The 22,632-nt window shown below is 55.7% G+C and carries 18 protein-coding genes; 11 read left to right on the plus strand and 7 right to left on the minus strand.

All coding sequences use genetic code 11. From position 1 onward, the window contains the following. Window positions 1-32: 32 nt before the first annotated feature. Window positions 33-1,367: an MFS transporter gene (locus ACK13D_RS05390; protein ID WP_010244695.1), complete on the minus strand. Its 1,335-nt coding sequence runs from the start codon at window positions 1,365-1,367 to the stop codon at window positions 33-35. 322 nt (window positions 1,368-1,689) lie between these two features. Between ACK13D_RS05390 and ACK13D_RS05395 the strand changes: the two genes are divergently transcribed. Then, window positions 1,690-2,610 (plus strand): LysR substrate-binding domain-containing protein, encoded by a 921-nt coding sequence (locus ACK13D_RS05395; RefSeq protein ID WP_010670205.1) that lies wholly within the window; start codon window positions 1,690-1,692, stop codon window positions 2,608-2,610. Here the strand turns inward: ACK13D_RS05395 and smrA are convergent. Beyond that, complete coding sequence (smrA, locus tag ACK13D_RS05400; RefSeq protein ID WP_346460904.1) at window positions 2,607-3,173, minus strand: DNA endonuclease SmrA; 567 nt, start codon at window positions 3,171-3,173, stop codon at window positions 2,607-2,609. The two genes, ACK13D_RS05395 and smrA, sit on opposite strands and share 4 nt — an antisense overlap. A gap of 317 nt (window positions 3,174-3,490) precedes the next feature. Here smrA and ACK13D_RS05405 point away from each other — a divergent pair, with 317 nt between their 5' ends. Together ACK13D_RS05405 and uspE are read left to right on the plus strand one after the other, a co-directional pair. After that, window positions 3,491-4,243, plus strand: a complete 753-nt coding sequence (locus ACK13D_RS05405; protein WP_010244686.1) for an FNR family transcription factor — start codon at window positions 3,491-3,493, stop codon at window positions 4,241-4,243. A 117-nt stretch (window positions 4,244-4,360) separates the two neighbouring features. Beyond that, entirely contained in the window at window positions 4,361-5,317 is a 957-nt protein-coding gene (gene uspE / locus ACK13D_RS05410; RefSeq protein ID WP_010244683.1) for a universal stress protein UspE, read from the plus strand. Between the two features lie 46 nt (window positions 5,318-5,363). Here uspE and pntB read toward each other — a convergent pair whose 3' ends face one another. Together pntB and pntA are read right to left on the minus strand one after the other, a co-directional pair. After that, on the minus strand, window positions 5,364-6,752 hold the full coding sequence (pntB, locus tag ACK13D_RS05415; RefSeq protein ID WP_010670206.1) for a Re/Si-specific NAD(P)(+) transhydrogenase subunit beta: 1,389 nt from the start codon (window positions 6,750-6,752) through the stop codon (window positions 5,364-5,366). Between the two features lie 3 nt (window positions 6,753-6,755). After that, complete coding sequence (gene pntA, locus ACK13D_RS05420; RefSeq protein ID WP_187511979.1) at window positions 6,756-8,288, minus strand: Re/Si-specific NAD(P)(+) transhydrogenase subunit alpha; 1,533 nt, start codon at window positions 8,286-8,288, stop codon at window positions 6,756-6,758. A gap of 540 nt (window positions 8,289-8,828) precedes the next feature. Between pntA and ydgH the strand changes: the two genes are divergently transcribed. Beyond that, on the plus strand, window positions 8,829-9,782 hold the full coding sequence (gene ydgH / locus ACK13D_RS05425; RefSeq protein ID WP_010244673.1) for a DUF1471 family protein YdgH: 954 nt from the start codon (window positions 8,829-8,831) through the stop codon (window positions 9,780-9,782). A gap of 206 nt (window positions 9,783-9,988) precedes the next feature. Further along, a complete protein-coding gene (locus ACK13D_RS05430; protein ID WP_033757764.1) occupies window positions 9,989-11,380 on the plus strand; it encodes a basic amino acid/polyamine antiporter in 1,392 nt (463 codons plus the stop codon). A 127-nt stretch (window positions 11,381-11,507) separates the two neighbouring features. Here the strand turns inward: ACK13D_RS05430 and ACK13D_RS05435 are convergent, their stop codons facing one another. After that, window positions 11,508-11,921, minus strand: a complete 414-nt coding sequence (locus ACK13D_RS05435; RefSeq protein WP_010244668.1) for a hypothetical protein — start codon at window positions 11,919-11,921, stop codon at window positions 11,508-11,510. A 178-nt stretch (window positions 11,922-12,099) separates the two neighbouring features. Here ACK13D_RS05435 and rstA point away from each other — a divergent pair, with 178 nt between their 5' ends. The 5 genes from rstA (at window position 12,100) to ACK13D_RS05460 (ending at window position 17,404) form a co-directional block, all read left to right on the plus strand. Further along, complete coding sequence (gene rstA, locus ACK13D_RS05440; RefSeq protein WP_010244666.1) at window positions 12,100-12,825, plus strand: two-component system response regulator RstA; 726 nt, start codon at window positions 12,100-12,102, stop codon at window positions 12,823-12,825. Beyond that, window positions 12,822-14,123: a two-component system sensor histidine kinase RstB gene (rstB, locus tag ACK13D_RS05445; RefSeq protein WP_010244663.1), complete on the plus strand. Its 1,302-nt coding sequence runs from the start codon at window positions 12,822-12,824 to the stop codon at window positions 14,121-14,123. Before rstA ends, rstB begins: the two co-directional genes overlap by 4 nt. A 19-nt stretch (window positions 14,124-14,142) precedes the next feature. After that, complete coding sequence (locus ACK13D_RS05450) at window positions 14,143-15,630, plus strand: carboxypeptidase M32 (RefSeq protein WP_346450180.1); 1,488 nt, start codon at window positions 14,143-14,145, stop codon at window positions 15,628-15,630. Between the two features lie 159 nt (window positions 15,631-15,789). Continuing rightward, window positions 15,790-16,317 carry an acid resistance repetitive basic protein Asr gene (gene asr, locus ACK13D_RS05455; protein ID WP_071785070.1) on the plus strand — a complete coding sequence of 176 codons (528 nt, stop codon included), beginning with the start codon at window positions 15,790-15,792 and terminating at the stop codon, window positions 16,315-16,317. A gap of 277 nt (window positions 16,318-16,594) precedes the next feature. Next, a complete protein-coding gene (locus ACK13D_RS05460; RefSeq protein WP_010670211.1) occupies window positions 16,595-17,404 on the plus strand; it encodes a trypsin-like serine peptidase in 810 nt (269 codons plus the stop codon). A 58-nt stretch (window positions 17,405-17,462) separates the two neighbouring features. On the opposite strand, the gene hrpA is transcribed toward ACK13D_RS05460, so the two are convergent. Then, entirely contained in the window at window positions 17,463-21,365 is a 3,903-nt protein-coding gene (gene hrpA / locus ACK13D_RS05465) for an ATP-dependent RNA helicase HrpA (protein ID WP_346450179.1), read from the minus strand. 258 nt (window positions 21,366-21,623) lie between these two features. Here hrpA and azoR point away from each other — a divergent pair, with 258 nt between their 5' ends. Further along, window positions 21,624-22,223 carry an FMN-dependent NADH-azoreductase gene (azoR, locus tag ACK13D_RS05470; RefSeq protein WP_010244651.1) on the plus strand — a complete coding sequence of 200 codons (600 nt, stop codon included), beginning with the start codon at window positions 21,624-21,626 and terminating at the stop codon, window positions 22,221-22,223. Window positions 22,224-22,287: 64 nt separating this feature from the next. Here azoR and ACK13D_RS05475 read toward each other — a convergent pair whose 3' ends face one another. Beyond that, window positions 22,288-22,626, minus strand: coding sequence for a YdbL family protein (locus ACK13D_RS05475; RefSeq protein WP_033779117.1), 339 nt, complete (start codon window positions 22,624-22,626; stop codon window positions 22,288-22,290). Between the last annotated feature and the right edge of the window lie 6 nt (window positions 22,627-22,632).

The raw sequence follows: 22,632 nt of genomic DNA on the forward strand, positions 1-22,632 counted from the left end.
GTAATGCAACACGCTGGCCTCAGCGGAAAAAATCACGAATCTGTGATCGGCTTAAAGCCGTAGCGGTTTTTTAACAGCAGCATCAGGGTGGTGATCACAGCCGGTATTGCCAGCAGCAGAAAGATTACGCTGAAAGACCATCCAAGAGACATCATCTCTGCGCCAACAAAGGCGCTTAAAATCGCGCCGATGCGGCCCACTCCATGCATCCAGCTGGAACCGGTAGCGCGGGCGTGGGTAGGATAATAGCTGGCGGATAAGGCATTCATACCGGTATTGGCCCCGTTGAAACAGAAGCCACTGCAAAAGGCGATGGCACTCATCATGCCCACTTCCGCGGGTGAAAAGCCCAGTGCCACAATAAACAGACCGCCGCAGCCGTAGATCGCCGCCAGCGCCAGATTAGCGTTGAAGCGATCCATCATCCAGCCCGCAAACAGGGAGCCCAGCGTCCCGCCCGCCTGATACATCGCGGTGATAATCGCCGCTTCGGTCACTGACATGCCCAGGGTGTTGACCAGCGACGGCAGCCAGCTGCCAATCAGGTAAACCATGAACAGCCCCATAAAGTAGCCGCCCCACAGCATGGTGCTGCCAAACAGATAGCGGCGTGAAAGTACGGTGCCTATCGCGCCGCTCACCGGCACGGTGGCCTCAGGCGCGTGAAACGCACAGTCGGGCGCGGTTTTGCCCGGCATCATCCGGTCGAGGATGGCGTGAATGCGGGCAGCCGGTGCGCCACGGCTGATAAGAAATCGCACCGACTCCGGCAGGCCGCGGATCAGTAATGGCAACACCAGCAGCGGCAGAATACCGCCCAGCAGCAGCACGGAGTGCCAGTCATAGCGCGGTAACAGCCAGGAGGCAGCAAATCCCCCGCTGGCGGCACCAAAGGTAAAGCCGCAGAACACCACCGTGATGATAAAAGCCCGCCGCCGCTCAGGTGCATATTCCGCCACCAGCGTGCCGACGTTGGGCATCGCCGCACCCAGTCCCAGCCCGGTCAGGAAACGGAACAGCATCATCTGCTCAATGTTTTGTGACAGCGCCGTTGCCAGCGTCCAGAGACCGAAAAAGAAGACGCTGAGGATAATCATCATGCGACGGCCATAGCGGTCAGCCAGCGGTCCTGCCACCATGGCACCCAGCGCCAGCCCGATTAACGCTGCGCTGATGACGACCCCGAGCTGATGATTACTCACCCCCCACGCGGCTTTCAGTGTCGGCGCAATAAATCCCATGATCGCAATGTCCATGCCATCGAGTGCCACCACGATAAAACAGAGCGCAATGAGCCGCTTTTGCCAGTGGCTCAGCCCCTGCTGGTTGATAAGCTGGCGGACATCTACCGCCTCGACGCTGGTCAATGAACACTCCTCTGGAGTAACGAAATCTGACATCAGTTTAAGTAAAAAAAACGGCGCTAATGATAGCCGATCGTTAACCTTAAGCGGTCAGATTTTTATATGATATTGAGAATTATTCAACTTTAAGCTGTTAAGTTATTGATATACCGTAGTCAGAGGATGGCGTATTTCAGCGGCATACCCGGCTGAGCGCTTTTTAATCAGAGAGTTAAAGGGTAACGCGGTCATTTCGACTCGTTTGTTAAAATAAATTTGCAGCAAAGTTAACAGAATTCATTTTAAACAGTTGCCTGAAGCCGGTCATTCTCATTAAGTTTAGGATATGGAAAAAAATATCCTTTTCAATCAGCGCATTCGCTTGCGCCATCTACATACCTTTGTTGCGGTTGCGCAGCAAGGCACACTGGGCCGGGCGGCAGAGACGCTTAGCCTCAGCCAGCCTGCCCTCTCCAAGACCCTGAATGAGCTGGAGGAGCTGACTGGCGTTCGTCTGTTTGAACGTGGCCGGCTGGGCGCGCAGCTGACCACCATGGGAGAGCAGTTTCTGACCCATGCGGTACGGGTACTCGACGCGCTAAACCATGCCGGACAGAGTTTTAATGAGCAGCCGGGCGATGCGCCGGTGATTATCCGGCTGGGGGCATTGACCACTGCCGCGATGGGGATGCTGCCACGTATCCTGGATCGTTTTCATCAATTGCAGCCCAACACCACCATTCAGGTGGCGACACTTCACAATAATGTGCTGCTGGCGGGCTTGCGCGGCGGTGAGTTCGACATCGGCATTGGCCGGATGGCGGACAGCGCCATGATGACCGGGCTGACCTATGAATTGCTATTTCTGGAATCGCTCAAGCTGGTGGTCAGGCCGGAACACCCGCTTTTAAGTGACAACGTCACGCTTTCGCGTGCTATGCAGTGGCCGGTGGTGATATCGCCCGAGGGCACAGCTCCGCGCCGGATTGCCCAGCAGATGCTGGATGAACAGGGCTGCACCCTTCCGCCTCACTGCATTGAGACCTCTTCGACTTCACTGGCACGCCAGCTGGCTCTTCGCTACGACTACATCTGGTTCGTCCCTTCCGGGGCGATTAAAGAGGATCTGAGCCACAACGCGGTTTGTGCGCTGCCGATAGCCTCTTCCGGGCCGGGCGAACCGGTGGGCATCATTACCCGCACCGGCGCAGAACTGAGCCTGAGTGCTGAAGTGCTGATGTCCACCATCCGTAAGTTTCACAGTTAGCGGCTGCGTTTCGCATGCCGCTCGCGGTTTTCAAGCCGGGCTTTATCGGTTTTGCGCAATCCGACATAAAGCGCCCCGGCCCCGCCATGCCGGGTCTGGGCCACGCAAAAGGTCTGTACGTCATCAAACTGCTTTAGCCAGCGCGCCAGATAGCTGCGCACAATGTTGGCATGAGATTCATCATCACGACCTTTACCGTGGATGATCAGCAGATTGCGCAATCCCTGTTTGTGCGCCTGCATCATAAAGTTAAAGAGCGCCTGACGACAGGTTTCGACCGGTTGCCGCAACAGATTGAGGCTGGCATCCAGCTGATACTCTCCTCTGCGCAGTTTATCCAGAATCCCCTGCTGAATGCCGTCGGCTTTATATTCCAGCGGGGTATTGAGTGAAACGATCTCCAGATCGCCCCGGGTCAGGAAATTTTCCTCCTCCGATTCACCTGGCGGTTTTCGTGGCGCCTTCGTTGAGGGTGCTTTAAGCCACAAGGTAGTGGTGGTGTCTTTTAACGGCGTGACATCGCCCATGGCATCCCGAAAGAGATCATTATCATCAAGGTTCATGGTTTTCTCACACCTGGTTAAAATTGATGGAATGTGCAAATCACGCTTTACCCGTTAGCGTAGCAAAAGCTGGAATCACCGGCCCACACCACTTTTTCGAAAGTCACTGCCAGTGCAGAAGCGTGTGACAGATCACATAAGCGGAAAGTTTTCTTGACAGCCGGCCCTGTCGGGATTCTGAGAAGCCCGTCACATCAGCGTTTGTCGTTGTGTGCTTAGTCCATAATATTTGTAAGTGTAAAACTGCTCGGATGAGTTCCCTTCAGCACAAAAAATGTTAAAATTGACCCCAGTCAATAATCGTCGAGCAAACCATTATGATCCCTGAAAAACGCAGCATTCGTCGTATTCAGTCGGGCGGTTGTGCCATTCACTGCCAGGATTGCAGCATCAGTCAGCTCTGCATCCCCTTTACGCTAAATGAACATGAGCTGGATCAGCTCGACAATATCATTGAGCGTAAAAAACCCATTCAGAAAGGGCAAACGCTTTTCAAAGCAGGCGATGAACTCAAGTCTCTGTATGCGATTCGCTCCGGCACCATTAAAAGCTACACCATCACTGAACAGGGTGATGAGCAGATCACCGGTTTCCATCTGGCGGGCGATTTAGTCGGCTTTGACGCGATTATGGGCTCCAGCCATCCCAGCTTTGCGCAGGCGCTGGAAACGGCAATGGTGTGTGAGATCCCTTTTGAAACGCTTGATGATTTGTCGGGCAAAATGCCGGCCCTGCGTCAGCAGATGATGCGTCTGATGAGCGGTGAAATCAAAGGCGATCAGGACATGATCCTGCTGCTGTCGAAGAAAAATGCTGAAGAGCGCCTGGCGGCGTTTATCTGGAACCTTTCCCGTCGTTTTGGCCAGCGCGGCTTTTCACAGCGCGAATTCCGCCTCACCATGACGCGTGGCGATATCGGTAATTACCTGGGCCTGACGGTTGAAACCATCAGCCGCCTGCTGGGGCGTTTTCAGAAGTCCGGTATGCTGGCGGTGAAAGGCAAGTACATCACGATTGAAAACCACGCCCTGCTGGAAGAGCTCGCCGGTCAGAGCCACCAGGCCGCCTGATCCTCAGCCGGATCAATAAATCTTATTTTGTTGATCCGGCAGTAACTTTTTCACTTCTTCCGCTGTGCAACATAGGCTATCTTTATTCCAGTCGCTCTGGTTTAAGGAGAACGCCTCATGTCCCAGTACCAAAATGTTCTGGTCGCCATTGATGCCCAGCAAGACGATCAGCCCGCGCTGCGACGTGCGGTCTATCTGAATCAACGTCTTGGCGGAAGAATTAAAGCCTTCCTGCCTATCTATGACTTCTCATATGAGATGACCACCCTGCTTTCGCCGGATGAGCGCGCGTCGATGCGCCAGGGCGTGATCAGCCAGCGTACCGAATGGATCCGCGAGCAGGCCCGCGCTTACCTTGATGCCGGTGTCGAAATTGACATCAAAGTGATCTGGCACAACCGTCCCTACGAAGCCATTATTCAGGAAGTGCTCGCCCATCAGCATGACCTGGTGCTGAAGATGGCGCATCAGCACGATCGCCTTGAGTCAGTGATTTTCACTCCAACCGACTGGCACCTGCTGCGTAAATGCCCGTGTCCGGTGTGGATGGTTAAAGATCAGCCGTGGCCGGAAGGCGGTAAAGCGATTGTCGCGGTCAATCTTGCCAGCGAAGAGCCGCATCACGATGGCCTGAATCAGAAGCTGATTCGTGAAACGGTGATCCTGGCGGAAAAGGTGAATCAGACCGAAGTGCATCTGGTCGGCGCCTACCCGATTACCCCTATCAATATTGCTATCGAACTGCCCGATTTTGATCCCAGCGTCTACAACGACGCGATCCGTGGTCAGCATCTGGTGGCAATGAAAGCGCTACGGCAGAAGTTCTCGATTGGTGAAGAGTTCACCCATGTGGCTAAGGGCCTGCCGGAAGAGGTCATCCCCGATCTGGCGGCACATCTGGGAGCCGGTGTGGTGGTGCTGGGCACGATTGGACGCACCGGCCTGTCGGCGGCATTCCTCGGTAATACGGCGGAACAGGTGATTGATCATCTGCGTTGCGATCTGCTGGCGCTTAAGCCGGACGATTTCAAATCGCCGATTGACCTGGATGATGAAGAGGATGAGGAGGATTAATCCTCCTCAGAAACAGAGAGGGCGGCTGATTAGCCGCCCTTTTTAATTACAGCGCTTTAAGAATCGCTTCCACGCTGGCTTTGGCATCGCCAAACAGCATCTGGCTATTCTCTTTGAAGAACAGCGGATTCTGCACCCCGGCATAGCCGGTGTTCATTGAGCGTTTGAACACTATCACGTTGTGCGCCTTCCACACTTCCAGCACCGGCATGCCCGCAATCGGACTGCGGGGATCATCCTGCGCCGCCGGGTTGACCGTGTCGTTAGCACCAATGACCAGCACCGTGTCGGTGTCACTGAAATCGTCGTTGATCTCATCCATCTCCAGCACCACGTCATAAGGCACTTTCGCCTCTGCCAGCAGCACGTTCATGTGACCCGGCAGACGCCCCGCCACCGGATGGATACCGAAGCGCACTTTGATGCCAAGCGCACGCAGTCGGGCAGTCATTTCCGCGACCGGATACTGCGCCTGCGCTACCGCCATGCCGTAGCCTGGGGTGATAATCACCGAGCTGGAAGCCTTAAGCATCTCAGCGGTCTCTTCAGCCGTAATCTCACGATGCTCCCCCGCTTCCTGACTTTCATCGCCACTGCTGGCTTCAGTACCAAAGCCGCCCGCGATCACGCTGATAAACGAACGGTTCATCGCTTTGCACATGATGTAGGAGAGGATCGCACCGGATGACCCCACCAGCGCACCGGTCACAATCAGCAGATCGTTGCTCAACATGAAACCAGCGGCGGCGGCGGCCCAGCCTGAATAGGAGTTAAGCATCGACACCACGACCGGCATATCCGCGCCGCCAATCGACGCGACCAGATGCCAGCCAAACGCCAGCGCAATGACCGTCATCAGCAAGAGTGCAAACACCTGCACAGCCGTGCTGCTGGTGTTAACAAACCACAGCAGCAGCAGGAACGAAACCACCAGCGCCAGCAGATTCAGCTTGTGACGATGCGGTAACGCTAACGGCCGTGAAGAGATTTTGCCGCACAGTTTGCCAAACGCCACCAGCGAGCCGGTGAAGGTGACGGCACCGATAAAGATACCGATAAACACTTCACTGAGATGGATATTCTCCATCACCGCTGGCAGGCCAGGCGCATGGTCGATATAGCTGTTGATGCCCACCAGCACTGCGGCCAGGCCAACAAAGCTGTGCAGAATCGCCACCAGCTCTGGCATTTCCGTCATTTCGACTTTCTTCGCCAGACGAATGCCGATAGCGCCGCCGATGACCATCGCCAGCAGGATCCAGACCACATTACCGCTGTCCGGGCCAAATATGGTGGCGATCAGCGCAATCGCCATACCGCTGATACCGAAAATATTACCCCGCTTTGAGGTCTCATGACGCGAAAGACCAGCAAGGCTACAGATGAACAGAATCGCAGCCACAATATAGGCTGCAGTGACTAATCCGCCAGACATGTGTTACCCCTTACGAAACATTTTCAGCATGCGCTGGGTGACGGTGAAGCCACCAAAGATATTGATGCTGGCAATCAGCACGGCAATAAAGGAGATAAAGGTGACCCAGCCACCGTGGCCCATCTGCAAGACCGCACCGATAACAATGATGCCGGAAATGGCATTGGTTACGGACATCAGCGGTGTATGCAGCGCATGACTGACGTTCCAGACCACGTAATACCCCACCACGCAGGCGAGCGCGAACACGGTAAAATGGGAGAGGAAGTCGGCCGGTGCCACGTTTGCCAGGCAGCCAAACAGCACAATAGCCAGGGCGATCAGCAGATATTTACGCCACGGTGAAACGGGCTTCGCCTCAATCTTTTCTGACGGCTTCGCGGCGGCAGCGGCAGCCTGTGGCGCGGCGGAGACCTGAATCGGCGGGGCTGGCCAGGTCACTTCGCCATCGCGTACCACGGTGACGCCACGCACCACCACATCTTCGAAATCGACCTGGATTTCGCCATTTTTCTCTTTACACAGCAGCTTGATCAGATTGACCAGATTGGTGCCGTAGAGCTGGGAGGATTGTGTCGCCAGACGGCTGGGCAGATCGGTGTAACCGATGATTTTCACGCCATTCGGCGTGACGGTAACCTGGTCAGCGACGGTCAGCGCACAGTTGCCGCCGGTCTGCGCCGCCAGATCAACAATGACGCTGCCCGGCTTCATGCTGGCGACCATCTCTTCGGTGATCAGTTTCGGAGCCGGTTTGCCTGGGATCAGCGCCGTGGTGACAATGATGTCCACGTCTCTGGCCTGACTGGCAAACAGCGCCATCTCAGCTTTGATGAAAGCCTCGGACATGACTTTGGCATAGCCGTCGCCGCTGCCCGCTTCCTCTTCAAAGTCGAGCTCGAGGAATTCGGCGCCCATACTCTGCACCTGCTCTTTGACTTCGGGACGGGTATCAAACGCCCGGACAATCGCACCCAGGCTGCCCGCTGCGCCAATCGCGGCCAGCCCGGCAACACCGGCCCCAATCACCATCACTTTTGCCGGTGGCACTTTACCGGCTGCCGTGATCTGACCGGTAAAGAAGCGGCCAAATTCATGGGCGGCTTCGACAATGGCGCGATAACCGGCAATGTTCGCCATAGAGCTCAGGGCATCCAGCGACTGCGCCCGTGAGATACGCGGCACTGAATCCATTGCCATTACCGTGACCTGACGTGCGGCCAGCTTTGACAGCAGTTCGGGATTCTGTGCGGGCCAGATAAAACTGACCAGCGTGCTGCCCGCACGCGTCAGCGCAATCTCTTCGTCATCCGGCGCATTCACCTTCAGCACGATATCGGAATGCCAGACCTGCTCTCTGTCGCTGAGTGTGGCACCGGCTGCGATATAGCTTTCATCATCGAAGCTGGCGCGTTTACCGGCGTCATGCTCAAGGGTGACGCTGAAACCCAGCTTGATGAGTTGTTCCACGGTCTTAGGCGTGGCGGCCACGCGCGACTCGTTTGGCAACCTTTCCTTGGGTATTCCAATTAACATAGTGTTTCCTTTCATCGGTTAAAGGATGATGGCCCGAACCTGCACCACGAGAGCGCGACTGAAACGCGATTTCAGCCGCTTTTGGACGAAACGCAGGTATTTCAAAGTGTTTATAAGCTACTGAAAATGTGACGAGCGATCTACAGCGACCACGCAGAGTGATGACATTCACCCAATTATGCAGTGTTCTGTTAAGAAACCTGCGTTATCCCACTGCAAAATAGTCTCACAGGCAGATAATCTGCCAGAGATAATTGTACGAGGACGAATTAATCAACAACAAAAACCTTTATTTAACAATGCATTAACTATTTTATCGCTAATAGTTACCGCTTTTAGTGGTAACTGTCACTAAAACTGGCCATAACTGCATTTGATGACAAACAAATGAAAAAATCATGGTTGAATAACGCGATCTGACACAAAAAATCGCTGCGACAGTCTGTTTATAACATGCAATAATCAGCGGCTATTCTGTTATACATCAAGAGTCCAGCACGTTTTCGTACTCATTTTTGCGTAAGGCGAAGGATTATTTTTATGAAGCTGAAGAACACTATTCTGGCGACCACTCTGTTGTCCCTGCTGGCAGCCAACGCATTCGCTGCGCAGGAACTTACGCCAGAAAAAGCGGCCGCGTTGAAGCCATTCGAACGTATTAATATCACCGGCCGTTTCAACGCAATTGGCGACGCTGCCGATGCGGTATCTAAGCGTGCAGATCAGATGGGCGCGGCCTCTTATTACATCCAGGCGATCAACGACAGCAACGGTAACAGCGGTAACTGGCGCGTTACGGCTGACCTCTATAAAGCCGATGCCCCGGCAGCCACAGAGTCAACGACTTACCGTCGTTTCAACGGCGTAAACGAACTGCCAAAAGCAGAAGCGTATAAACTCGAACCCTTCGATACCGTTTCGGTCAGCGGCTTCTTTGCCAGCCAGCCGGATGTAAACGACGCAATTTCGAAAGCCGCAAAACAGAAAGGCGCAGCCTCCTTCTTTATCGTTCGCCAGATCGATGCCAACAGCGGTGGCAATCAGTATGTCACCGCCTATGTCTATAAAGCGGATGCTAAAGAGCGCGCGGTGCAGACACCAAATGCGATTCCTGCCGATTCAGAAGCGGGTAAAGCCGCACTGGCAACCGGTGGCGCTGCGGCGGCTAACGTAGAGATTCCAGGCGTGGCCTCGTCTGAAACGCCAAGCAACAAAGTGGGCCGTTTCTTCGAAACCCAAAGCTCTACCGGCAAGCGCTATACCGTCAATCTGCCAAACGGTAAATCGGTGCAGGAAGTGAATGCCATTACTGCTGCTCAGATGCAGCCGTTCGATACCGTAACCTTCACCGGTCACTTCGGTACGCCAACTGAGATTTCAGAAGAAGTGGCGAAACGTGCGGCGGACAAAGGTGCCAAGTTCTACCACGTTACCCGCCAGTGGCAGAACCAGAGTGGCGGTAACCTGACCGTCACGGCTGACCTGTTTAAGTAATCCTCCTCAGGGCGGCGCCTGCCGCCCTGCTGTTTGCATAATTCCTGCGCTGTTTTGCATAGTCACGCATTGCCATCCCCTGCCACACTCCGTAAAATCCCTCGCCTGTTTTACCGGATATTGTCCCTGTATTGTGCCTTTGGTGTGACATAACCCAGCGACAAAATCCGATTTACCCAGCCATATATGCTAGCGGGAAGGTTGTTTTGGAGAAAAAATTAGGTCTCGGTGCGCTGACGGCGCTGGTGCTCAGCTCAATGCTGGGCGCAGGCGTGTTCAGTCTGCCGCAAAATATGGCTGCAGTGGCTGGTCCGGCGGCGCTGCTGCTGGGCTGGCTGATTACCGGCGTCGGCATCATCTTTCTGTCGCTGGCGATGCTGCTGCTGACCCGCCTTAAACCCGAGCTGGATGGCGGCATCTTTACCTATGCCCGTGCCGGTTTCGGCGAGCTGATGGGCTTCTGCTCCGCGTGGGGCTACTGGCTGTGCGCCGTGATCGCCAACGTCTCCTATCTGGTGATTGTCTTCTCTGCCCTGAGCTTCTTCACCGATACGCCGGACCGGATTATCTTTGGCGATGGCAACACCTGGCAGGCGATGCTGGGTGCATCCGTGCTGTTGTGGCTGGTTCACTGGCTGGTGCTGCGCGGCGTGCAGACCGCTGCCAGCATTAATCTGATGGCGACGCTCGGCAAGCTGGTGCCGCTGCTGCTGTTTATTGTGCTGGCGGTGATGGCATTCAACTATGATCGCTTCCGCTTTGACTTTTCCGGCGTCACGCTGGGACAACCGCTATGGGAGCAGGTCAAACAGACCATGCTGATTACCCTGTGGGTCTTTATCGGCGTCGAGGGGGCGGTGGTGGTCTCTGCACGCGCGCGCCAGAAAAAGGATGTGGGCCGGGCTACATTATTCGCCGTGCTGGCAGCGTTGCTGGTCTATCTGCTGGTGACACTGCTGTCGCTTGGCGTGGTTCCACGTGCTGAACTGGCTCAGATGCGTAACCCCTCCATGGCGGGATTGATGACCCGACTGATGGGCAACTGGGGCGATGCGGTGATTGCGGTGGGTCTGGTTATCTCGGTGTGCGGTGCCTATCTGAGCTGGACGATTATGGCCGCTGAAGTGCCCCTGATTGCTGCGCAACAGGGTGCATTTCCACGCAGTATCGCCCGACAAAACCGCCATAACGCGCCAGCCGCCTCACTGTGGCTGACCAACGGCAGTATTCAGCTCTGCCTGATCCTGATTGCCCTGACTGGTGCGAATTACAACAACCTGCTGACCATCGCCTCTGAGATGATTCTGGTGCCCTATCTGCTGGTGGGGTTATATCTGATCAAAGTGGTACGCGGACAGCATAAACCGCTGGCGATGGCGACCGGTATCGGTGCCAGCCTGTATGGCATCTGGCTGCTTTACGCCTCGGGGCCATTGCACCTGATGATGTCTGTGGTGCTCTATACACCGGGCCTGCTGCTGTTTCTGTTTGCACGACGCGGTGGCCGCGCAGAGTTTGCGCTGACTTCGCTGGAGCGGATTGCAATGGGATTGCTGATTGCCGCGACGCTGCCAGCCGTGTGGCAGCTGACGACTTAGCGCCTGGCCCGGCAGGCGTAATGGTTGCAGGCAGTGCGAACCCGGCCAGCGCGGAGCAACCAGGCGTACAGACAGTACGTGAGGATGGTGAGCACTGCCCAGGTTCAGAGCCTGATGGGAGAGGTTCTCAGTGTGACTGCACAGGTATTGAGACACACAACAGGTCATCCTGCTGTGTCAGATTCAGCGGCCTGGAATATTCATGATGGATCGCGTCCAGCTGCTCCGCCGAAAGCGGATAAGGAAGCTGAATATCGAAGCGACTAATCTGCTGTTGTTCCGCAAGGGTAATCAGGCGCGCGATATTAATTTCGTCGCTGACCTGAGTAGAAATGATTTGTAATGCTAATTCTTTTAACGGGTCGTCACTGCCCTGTAAGCGGTGTGCCGATTTACGTGTCACCATGCCAAATATCGGCATCACACCATAAATAGCATCGACGAAGCTCCAGCGCTTTTTGCAGGAAGCGGAGAGAAAGTCACTGTAATTGAAGCAGATGCGGTCGGGGTATATGGCTGATGCCAGCTCTTTATCAGACACACTAACGCTCCTCATGATAATCATCAATATCCCAAACCTGGCGCAAAAAGGCCGCGCTAATGATTGCACATTTTGCCGGTTATATACCAGCAAGCCACGGATATTTCGTGCGGTAACGTAGAGCTCAGGACCAGGAAAAGATATGCTTCCGTCCATCCCTGTCTCTGCTTTGTGAACTATGAACAAAATTGTTTATGTAGAAGATGAACCCGAAGTGGGCTCACTGATTGCGGCCTATCTGGGTCGTCATGATATTGAGGTGATTGTCGAGATGCGCGGCGACCGTGCTGAAGCGGTCATTGCCGAACAGCAGCCCGATCTGGTGATGCTGGATATCATGTTGCCAGGCAAAGATGGCATGACTATCTGCCGTGACCTGCGGGCCAACTGGCAGGGGCCGATCGTGCTGCTCACGTCACTGGACAGCGACATGAACCATATTCTGGCCCTGGAGATGGGTGCGCAGGATTACATTCTGAAAACCACGCCGCCGGCGGTACTGCTGGCCCGCCTGCGCCTTCATCTGCGTCAGTCGCAGCAGGGACAGCCGGACGATGCGCCCAGCGCACCCGCCGCCAACCGTATGCTGCGTTTTGGCTCGCTGACCATCGATGCGCTGAACCGCCAGGTCACGCTGTTTGACGAGCAGATCGCCCTTTCCACCGCGGATTTCGATCTGCTGTGGGTACTCGCCAGCCATGCGGGCCAGACGCTCAACCGTGATGCGCTGCTGAAAACGTTACGCGGGGTCAGCTATGACGGCCTTGACCGCAGCATCGACGTGGCCATCTCCCGGTTGCGCAAAAAGCTGCACGACAGCGCCACCGAGCCGTTCCGCATTAAAACCATTCGTAACAAAGGCTATCTGTTTGCGCCCCAGGCCTGGGATACCCGCGGACTATGAGAAAGCTTTTTATTCAGTTTTATCTGCTGCTGTTTGTCTGCTTTCTGGTGATGGCGCTGCTGGTGGGGCTGGTCTACAAGTTCACCGCTGAGCGTGCGGGCCGCCAGTCAATGAATGACCTGATGGCCAGTTCGCTCTACCTGATCCGCAGCGAACTGCGCGAGATCCCGCCGCGTGACTGGAATAAAACCATCAAGAGTCTCGATCTCGGCCTGTCGTTCGACCTGCACATCGAGCCGATGAATAAATATCAGCTTGATGAAGGCAACATGCGTCGGTTGCGCGCCGGAGAGATCGTGGCGCTCGACGATCAATACACCTTTTTGCAGCACATTCCGCGCAGCCACTACGTGTTGTCAGTCGGGCCGATTCCCTATCTCTTCTATCTGCATCAGATGCGACTACTGGATATTGCCCTGCTGATCTTTATAGGGATGTCGCTGGCGCTGCCGGTGTTTATCTGGCTGCGCCCCCACTGGCAGGAGATGCAGCGACTGGAAAAAGCGGCACAGCGCTTTGGCCGTGGCGAGCTGGACGTGCGCACCCATTTTGACAGCACCTCCAGCCTGTTCCGGCTCGGTATCGCCTTTAACCAGATGGCTGAGAACATCAATACGCTGGTCGCCAGTAAGAAGCAGTTGATTGACGGTATTGCGCATGAGCTACGCACTCCGCTGGTGCGCCTTCGTTACCGGCTGGAGATGAGCGACAACCTCACGGATGGCGAACGGGTGGCGCTGAATCGCGACATCGGCCAGCTCGAAAGCCTGATTGAGGAGCTGCTGACCTATGCACGTCTTGATCGGCCGCGCGTCGATCTCAATCTGAAAACACTGGATTTGGCCAACTGGCTGCGCGAACGGCTTGACGATTTCCGCACCATTAATCCCGACGTGCGGCTCGACCTTGAGCTGCCGCAGCGTGAAAACATCGGCATTTCTGATACCCGCCTGATGGAGCGGGTACTGGATAACCTGGTCAACAATGCGCTGCGTTATGCGCAACAGCGGCTGCGCGTAAGTTTGTGGTTCGACGGTCCGATAGGGTGTCTGCAGGTGGAAGATGACGGTCCCGGCATTCCGCCTGAAGAGCGTGAGCGGGTTTTCGAACCCTTTGTCCGGCTGGACCCCAGCCGCGATCGCGCTACAGGCGGCTGCGGACTGGGACTTGCGATTGTTCACTCTATTGCCCAGGCGCTGAGCGGCAATGTGACCATTGAGTCCAGTCCACTGGGCGGCGCCAGCGTTCGCTTTTGCTGGCCGGTTGATCTAACCTTGCGGGAAATTCCGCTGCGTTAAAAACCACAAGGAGTCTTACGTGACCTCAGCGTATCAACAACTTACCAAGACGTTCCTGCGCCTTTCCCGTTTCAGCCACGTCACGGCCATCGCCGGATGTGACATGCAAACCACCATGCCGCCGGGCGGCAGTCAGGCGCGTGGTGAAGCGCTGGCCGAAATGAGCGTGTTGCAGCACCAGATCCTCACTGCCCCTCAGGTTGGTGAGCGGCTCAGGGCCGCAGAGCAGCAGTCACTCAACGATGTTGAGCGGGCCAATCTCAACGAGATGCAGCGCGCTTACCAGCAGGCCACCCTGCTGCCTGATGATTTTGTTGAAGCCAAATCAATCGCCGGCTCGGTATGTGAACATGCATGGCGCACTCAGCGTCCCGCCAACGACTGGCAGGGCTTCGCCACCAATCTCAAAGAGGTGGTGCGTCTGAGCCGCGAAGAGGCCCAGCGCCGCGCCGACGCCACTGGCTGCTCGCGTTACGATGCGCTGCTGGATCTTTATGAACCGGGGATGACCCGCGCCCGGCTGGATGAAACCTTTGGCGAACTGAAAACCTGGCTGCCCGATCTGTTACAGCAGGTCGTGGAAAAACAGGCGAAACAGACTGTTGTCACGCCGCAGGGACCGTTCGCCCTGCCTGCTCAGCGTCAGCTCGGCCTGAGCATCATGGAAACGCTGGGTTTCGACTTTAACCATGGCCGGCTGGATATCAGTGCGCATCCCTTCTGCGGTGGCGTGCCGGAAGATGTGCGCATTACCACCCGTTACAACGAGAATGAGTTTCTCAGCGCCCTGATGGGCGTGATCCACGAAACCGGCCACGCCCGCTATGAGCAGAATCTGCCGCAGCAGTGGCGCGGGCAGCCGGTGGCGCTGGCGCGCTCCACCGCTATCCACGAATCACAAAGCCTGTTTATGGAGATGCAGCTTGGTCGCAGCCGCGAATTCCTGCAGCGCATTCTGCCGCAGGTGATCGCCACCTTTGGCGATCAGCCTGCCCTGCAGGCGGATAATTTTGTGCGCCTGACCCAGCAGGTTAAGCCTGGACTGATCCGGGTTGACGCCGATGAGCTCAGCTATCCGGCGCATGTCATTCTGCGCTATGAAATCGAGCAGGCGCTGATTGAAGGCGAGATTGAGGTTGAGGATATCCCGGCGCTGTGGGATGAGAAAATGATGCAGTCGCTGGGTCTGGATACCCGGGGTAATTACCGCGATGGCTGTATGCAGGATATTCACTGGACCGACGGCGCCTTTGGCTACTTCCCGACCTATACGCTGGGCGCGATGTACGCCGCACAGCTGTTCCGCTCGGTACATCTTGCGATTCCTCAGCTCAGCGAGCTGATTCAGCACGGTGAGCTGCAGCCGGTATTCGACTGGCTGCAACAGAACATCTGGCAGCACGGCAGCCGCTTCTCCACCGATCAGCTGCTGATCAACGCCACCGGCGAAGCGCTGAATCCGGCTTTCTTCCGCCAGCACCTTGAACAACGTTACCTGAATAGCTAAGCTCTCGGGCGGTCTGCTGACCGCCCTTTCCCGCCTTTGTACAATCGGTTACACGCCGATACCAAACACCCACGGACACCGTTCATTGATATCCCTATAGTCTCTTCACCGGCCCCGCAGTGGGCTACACATGAAAAAATAGTCTTCGAGGGATTTGCAATGAAAAAATTATTTGCACTGGTTGTCGCCGCTGCTATGGGTATGTCTTCTGTTGCTTTCGCTGCTGACACCACAGCTGCTCCAGCTGCTGCGCCAGCCGCAACAACCACTACTACCGCTGCAGCACCGGCTAAAACCGTTCACAAAACTGCGCACAAGAAACACCATAAAGCGGCTCAGAAAGCGCAGGCTGCTAAGAAACACCACAAAAAAGCTGTGAAAAAAGATGCCGCGCAGAAAGCGCAGGCTGCAAAAAAAGTTCACCATAAAAAAGTAGCTAAACCTGCTGCACAGAAAGCCCAGGCCGCTAAAAAAGTTCACCACAAAAAAGTCACTAAACCAGCTGCTCAGAAAGCCCAGGCCGCTAAAAAAGTTCACCACAAAAAAGCCACTCAGCCAGCCGCTCAGAAAGCCCAGGCTGCTAAAAAAGTTCACCACAAAAAAGTAGCTAAACCAGCTGCCCAGAAAGCTCAGGCTGCTAAAAAAGTTCACCACAAAAAAGTTGTGAAACCAGCAGCTAAAAACTAAGGTCGCCTTCAGCGCACGGCCACGAGATGATGATTAAAAACACCCGGTTCTGCCGGGTGTTTCTTTACTGGAGTGGATGATATGGTGCGTCGCTATCGCTTCGAAATTATTCTGCTGGTGATGATCCTGTGTGGCATTGTTGCAGCAAGCTTTTTTGTTTAACCGCTGTAGCGTACTGATTAACCAATAAAACTCCCTTTTTCAACGCTCACCGACTATAGTTACCGTACTTACGTAATAACAATAACGTTAATTTTTTCTCGCCATTGAGATTTCTATGCGCCTGGCTACCCTGTTAATGGTTGGACTCTTCAGCTTTGCCACCACGGTTCATGCCGATGATGACGATGACTCGCCTACTCCTGCTGAAATTAAGATGCTGTTCTTCGGCAAGGATCATCGCCAGGCAATCACCGATATTACCGCTGCCCCCTGGGATGCCATTGGTCAGCTGGAAACCGAAAGCGGCAACCTCTGTACTGCCACACTCATCTCTCCGCATCTGGCGCTGACCGCCGGACACTGCCTGCTTGCCCCGCCGGGTAATTTCGATAAGCCGGTTGCGCTGCGATTTATGGCCAGCGATAAAGGCTGGCGCTACGAGCTTCATGATATTGATGCGCGGGTTGAACCCTCGCTGGCGTCAAAGTTAAAAGCGGATGGTGAAGGCTGGATCGTGCCGAGCAGTGCAGCCCCCTATGATTACGGCATCGTGATTTTACGCAATCCGCCCTCAGCGATTACGCCTATTCCGCTGTTCGATGGCTCACGCAGCGATCTCACTGCGGCGCTGAAGCTGACCGGACGCAAAGTGACGCAGGCGGGCTATCCGGCTGATCATCTGGACACGCTTTACTCCCACAGCGATTGCCTGATTACCGGCTGGGCGCAGCGCGCCGTGCTGTCGCATCAGTGTGACACCCTGCCAGGTGACAGTGGTTCGCCACTGCTGCTCAACAGCGATAAAGGCTGGCAGTTAATCGCGGTACAAAGCTCAGCACCGGCAGCGAAAGATCGCTACCTGGCTGATAACCGTGCGATTTCGGTCACCTCGTTTAAAGATAAGCTGGAATCCCTCGCGCAGTAGTCCGCACTCTCACTCCCCATCATCGGATGCGCGCCGGTTACGGCGCGCATCCCGGCGTTTAACCCGCTATCTGCTCCATCATCTGCAGAATACGCTTATCTGAGATGGGATAAGGCGTACCCAGCTGCTGAGCAAAGTAACTGATTCGCAGCTCTTCGATCATCCAGCGGATATTTTGCACCTCTTCATCATCCTGACGCTGCGGCGGCAACTTGTTGCGCCACGCCTGATAAGCCTGCTCCACTGCCTGCACTTTTAACATCCGCGCACGATCGCTGTGCGGATCGGCAGGCAGTTTTTCCAGTCGGCGCTCAATCCCATGCAGATAACGCAGCGTATCGGCCAGTCGCTGCCAGCCGTTGCCGGTGACAAAGCCGCGATAAACCAGGCCACTTAACTGCGCTTTGATGTCAGATAACGCCAGCGCCATGGTCATATCGACCCGGCCCTTCAGACGCTTATTGATGTTGAAGACAGCCGTCAGGATCTGCTCGACCTGCTTCGCGATGGTCACTACGGTTTCATTGAGTTCGCCGCGCACCTTGTCACGCAACTGCTCAAAAGAGGTTTGATCCCAGGCCGGACCGCCCGCTTCCCCCATCAGCTTGTCGATGCCACAGGCGATGCAGTCGTCAATCAGCTCCAGCACTTTGCCATAAGGGTTAAAGTAGAGTCCGAGCTTGGCTTTGTTCGGCAGCTTCTCGTGCAGATATTTAACCGGTGACGGCACATTCAGCAGCAGCAGGCGACGCTGACCGCGCCACATCATTTTTTGCTGCTCCTGCTCGCTGTCAAACAGACGAATGGCGACGCTCTCTTTCTCGTCGACCAGCGCAGGCCAGGCTTTAACCTGGTAGCTGCCGCGCTTCTGTTCATAACTGCGTGGCAGATCGCCAAAACTCCAGATATGCAGCCCGCTCTGCTCCAGCCCGTCATCCGCCACTTTCGACAGCGTTTCCTGCACTTTGTCTTTCAGCTGTGCCTTAAGCGCAGTGAGATCTTTGCCTTCCAGCAGTTTACGGTTGTGCTCGTCGACTACCCGGAACGTCATTTTCAGATGATCGGGCACCTGTTCCCACTGCCAGCTTTCCCGCTCCAGCGTGACGCCGGTCATGCGGCGAAATTCCCGCGCCAGCGCATCAGGCAGCGGCATCTCCATCGCTTTCACCCTTCCTAAGAACGCCTCGGCGTAGTTGGGCGCAGGCACCAGGTTACGGCGCAGCGGCTTAGGCAGCGACTTAATCAGTGCGATGATCAGTTCACGGCGTACACCGGGGATCTGCCACTCAAAACCGCTATCCTCTACCTGGTTCAGCAGCGGCAGCGGAATATGTACCGTCACGCCATCCGCATCTGCGCCAGGCTCAAACTGATAACTCAGCTTAAGTTTGAGGTTGCCCTGATGCCAGAAGTTGGGGTAGTCGAGCTGACTGACTTTATCCGCGCCCTCTTTGATCAGCATCTGCTTGTCGAAATTCAGCAGTTCTGCGTTTTCGCGACTGGCCTGTTTCCACCAGCTGTCGAAATGCTTCGCCGAGACCACCTCTTTGCCAATGCGCTGGTCATAAAAAGCAAACAGCGTTTCGTCATCAACCAGAATGTCGCGGCGACGGGATTTGTGTTCCAGATCTTCCACTTCGCTGCGCAGCTTCTGGTTTGCGCGGAAGAAGGCGTGTCGGGTCTGCCAGTCGCCCTCCACCAGCGCGTGACGAATAAACAGTTCACGGCTCAGGGTGGGATCGATGCTGCCATAGTTAACTTTACGGGCGGCGACAATCGGCAGGCCATAGAGCGTGACTTTTTCGGTGGCCATCACCGCGCCCTGCGATTTCTCCCAGTGCGGTTCACTGTAGCTGCGCTTGATCAGATGCTGTGCCAGCGGCTCAATCCACTCTGGTTCAATACGGCCCGCCGTGCGGCCCCACAGGCGGCTGGTCTCGACCAGTTCCGCCACCATGGTCCACTTCGGCGGCTTTTTAAACAGCCCGGAGCCAGGGAAGATCGCGAAGCGGGTATTGCGCGCGCCGGTATACTCCTGCTTATCGGTGTCTTTCTGCCCGATATGCGACAGCAGACCGCTTAACAGCGCGCAGTGGACGGGCTGCAGCTCAGCCGGTTCACTGTTAACCGGAATGCCAAGTTCACGCACCACCTGCCGCAGCTGGGTGTAGATATCCTGCCATTCCCGCACGCGCAGATAGTTAAGGAAATCGCTTTTGCACTGGCGGCGGAAAACATTCCCGGACAGCGCTTTCTGCTGCTCCGCCAGGTAGTTCCAGAGATTCACATAGGCGAGGAAGTCGGAGTCTTTGTCGGCAAAGCGCCGGTGCTTCTCATCGGACGCCTGTTTTTTATCTGCCGGACGCTCACGCGGGTCCTGAATCGACAGGCCTGCGGTGATAATCATCACTTCGCGCACGCAGCCAAATTTCTGCGCTTCCAGCACCATCCGCGCCAGGCGGGGATCCACCGGCAGCTGCGCCAGCTGACGCCCGGAACCGGTAAGCTTGTAGTGACCGGTCTCTTCGTTCAGGGTCAGCGCGCCCAGCTCTTCCAGCAGGCGGACGCCATCCTGGATATTGCGCTTATCGGGCGCTTCCACAAACGGGAAGGCGGCGATATCGCCGAGGCCCAGCGAGGTCATCTGCAGGATGACTGACGCCAGGTTAGTGCGCAGGATTTCAGGATCGGTAAAGGCCGGACGACTCAGGAAGTCATCTTCCGCGTAAAGGCGGATACAGATACCGTCTGAAACGCGGCCGCAACGCCCTTTACGCTGGTTGGCAGACGCCTGTGATATCGGTTCAATCGGCAGGCGCTGCACTTTGGTACGGAAACTGTAACGACTGATACGCGCCGTACCGGGATCGATCACATATTTAATCCCCGGCACCGTCAGTGAGGTTTCCGCGACGTTGGTCGCCAGCACGATACGACGGCCACTGTGCGACTGAAACACCCGGTTCTGTTCGGCGTTCGACAGCCGTGCATAGAGCGGCAGCACTTCGGTGTGTGGCAGATCGCGTTTGTTCAGCGCGTCGGCGGTATCACGTATTTCACGCTCACCACTCATGAAGATCAGGATATCGCCCCGACTTTCCCGGCCCAGCTCATCTACGGCATCAAAAATCGCCTGCAGCTGGTCACGATCGCTGTCATCCGCCTCTTCGATCACCGGCCGATAGCGCACTTCAACCGGATAGGTCCGGCCTGAGACTTCAATCACCGGCGCATTATTGAAATGACGCGAGAAACGCTGTGGATCGATGGTGGCGGAAGTGATAATTACTTTCAGATCGGGGCGACGCGGCAACAGCTCTCGCAGATAACCGAGCAGGAAATCGATATTCAGGCTGCGTTCGTGCGCTTCATCAATAATGATGGTGTCATATTGCATCAGCAGACGATCCTGCTGGATCTCCGCCAGCAGAATCCCGTCGGTCATCAGTTTAATCTGCGTCAGGTCACTGACCTGGTCGTTAAACCGTACTTTATAGCCGACGCAGCCGCCCAGCGAAGTGCTGAGCTCATCGGCAATGCGATTCGCCACGGTACGTGCGGCCAGACGGCGCGGCTGCGTATGACCAATCAGACCCGTCACACCACGCCCCAGCGCCAGACAGATTTTCGGCAGCTGCGTGGTTTTACCCGAGCCGGTTTCACCGGCGACAATCACTACCTGGTGATCGCGAATCGCCTCAGCAATATCCTGCTGCTTCTGACTGACCGGCAGATTGTCCGGGAAGGTAATGGCTGGCGTGGCCGCACGGCGCTGGGCCACGCGCTGCTCGGCAGCGATAAAGTCCTGCTCAAGCTCGCTGGCAATGCCCTGCTGTGCCTCGGGATTTTTAGCTTTTCTGGCACCCTGTAAACGGCGCTGTAACCGCTGGCGATCGCGCAGCATTACACCCTCGAGGCGTGACCAGAGCGCTGCCAGTGGGGAAGTATCGGGAGATGACATAATAGTGACGTACCTTACTCAGACGGTGTCGCTGCCTGAAGCAGCGCCCTGCAAGCCGGGATAACCAGCTGATTCAATAAAAAATAATTGCGCGCATCATAGCACATTCTGAACTGTTCCGGCGGCTGGCCCCGGTTACGCTTATTCAATAAATTCGAACATGGGTCTCGAAATATTGCGCTTTCACCGCGCCATCGATAACCGTAGAGTGTAAACCATTGAGCGGAAAGTCTTCCGCGTAACAGACAGGAAACCACCATGAGCAAAGTTTTAGTTCTGAAATCAAGCATTCTTGCAGGCTACTCACAATCAAGCCAGCTCGCTGACTTCTACATCGAACAGGCAAAGGCCCAGGGTAAAGAGGTTACCGTCCGTGACCTGGCGGCTAACCCGATCCCGGTACTGGATGGCGAGTTAGTGGGTGCAATGCGTCCCTCTGATACCCCGCTGTCACCTCGTCAGCAGGAGGCTCTGGACCTGTCGGATGAACTGATTGCAGAACTGCAGGCTCATGATGAAGTGGTGATTGCCGCGCCAATGTACAACTTCAACATCCCGACGCAGCTGAAAAACTATTTCGACCTGATTGCCCGTGCTGGCGTGACGTTCCGCTACACCGAAGCAGGCCCGGAAGGTCTGGTTAAAGGCAAAACGGCAGTCGTTATCTCCAGCCGTGGCGGCATTCACAAAGATACCCCAACTGACCTGCTGACCCCTTACGTTAAGCTGTTCCTGGGCTTCATCGGCATCACTGACGTTGAGTTCGTGTTTGCTGAAGGCATCGCTTACGGTCCGGAAGTGGCCAGCAAAGCGACCGCTGAAGCGAAAGACGCTATCAAGCAGATCGTGACGGCATAAGTCTCACTCATCTCAGGATGACGCTGTAAAAGACCGGGCCATGCGCCCGGTTTTTTTTCGCCGGTTACTGACTGCTTTCTGCCGCTTTTCTCAGCCACTGACCGTTAATGCCGCGCACATATTCCCCCGCTGCCGCACGGCTCACCAGCTTCTGTCCGGCAATACTGGCGACATCGGCCGTGGAGAGATTATTCTGTTCTGCCAGTCGCTGATACTCCTGCTGACGTCCGGCATTAATACGCTGCACCAGTGCCAGCGTTTCACTATCCTGCGCACGTGCCGCCAGATAGCCAGAGAGCGTTTCACCTGCCCGCCCCGATTGCCGCGCCTGATCCAGCGTCAGTGCCCAGGCAGGCTGCGCCATCGTCAGAGCGAGGAACAGCACCGCGCTTATGCGTTTCATCGTTGC

Origin of the sequence: Pantoea sp. K16 (assembly GCF_048452805.1) — a bacterium.
GTDB lineage: Bacteria > Pseudomonadota > Gammaproteobacteria > Enterobacterales > Enterobacteriaceae > Pantoea > Pantoea agglomerans.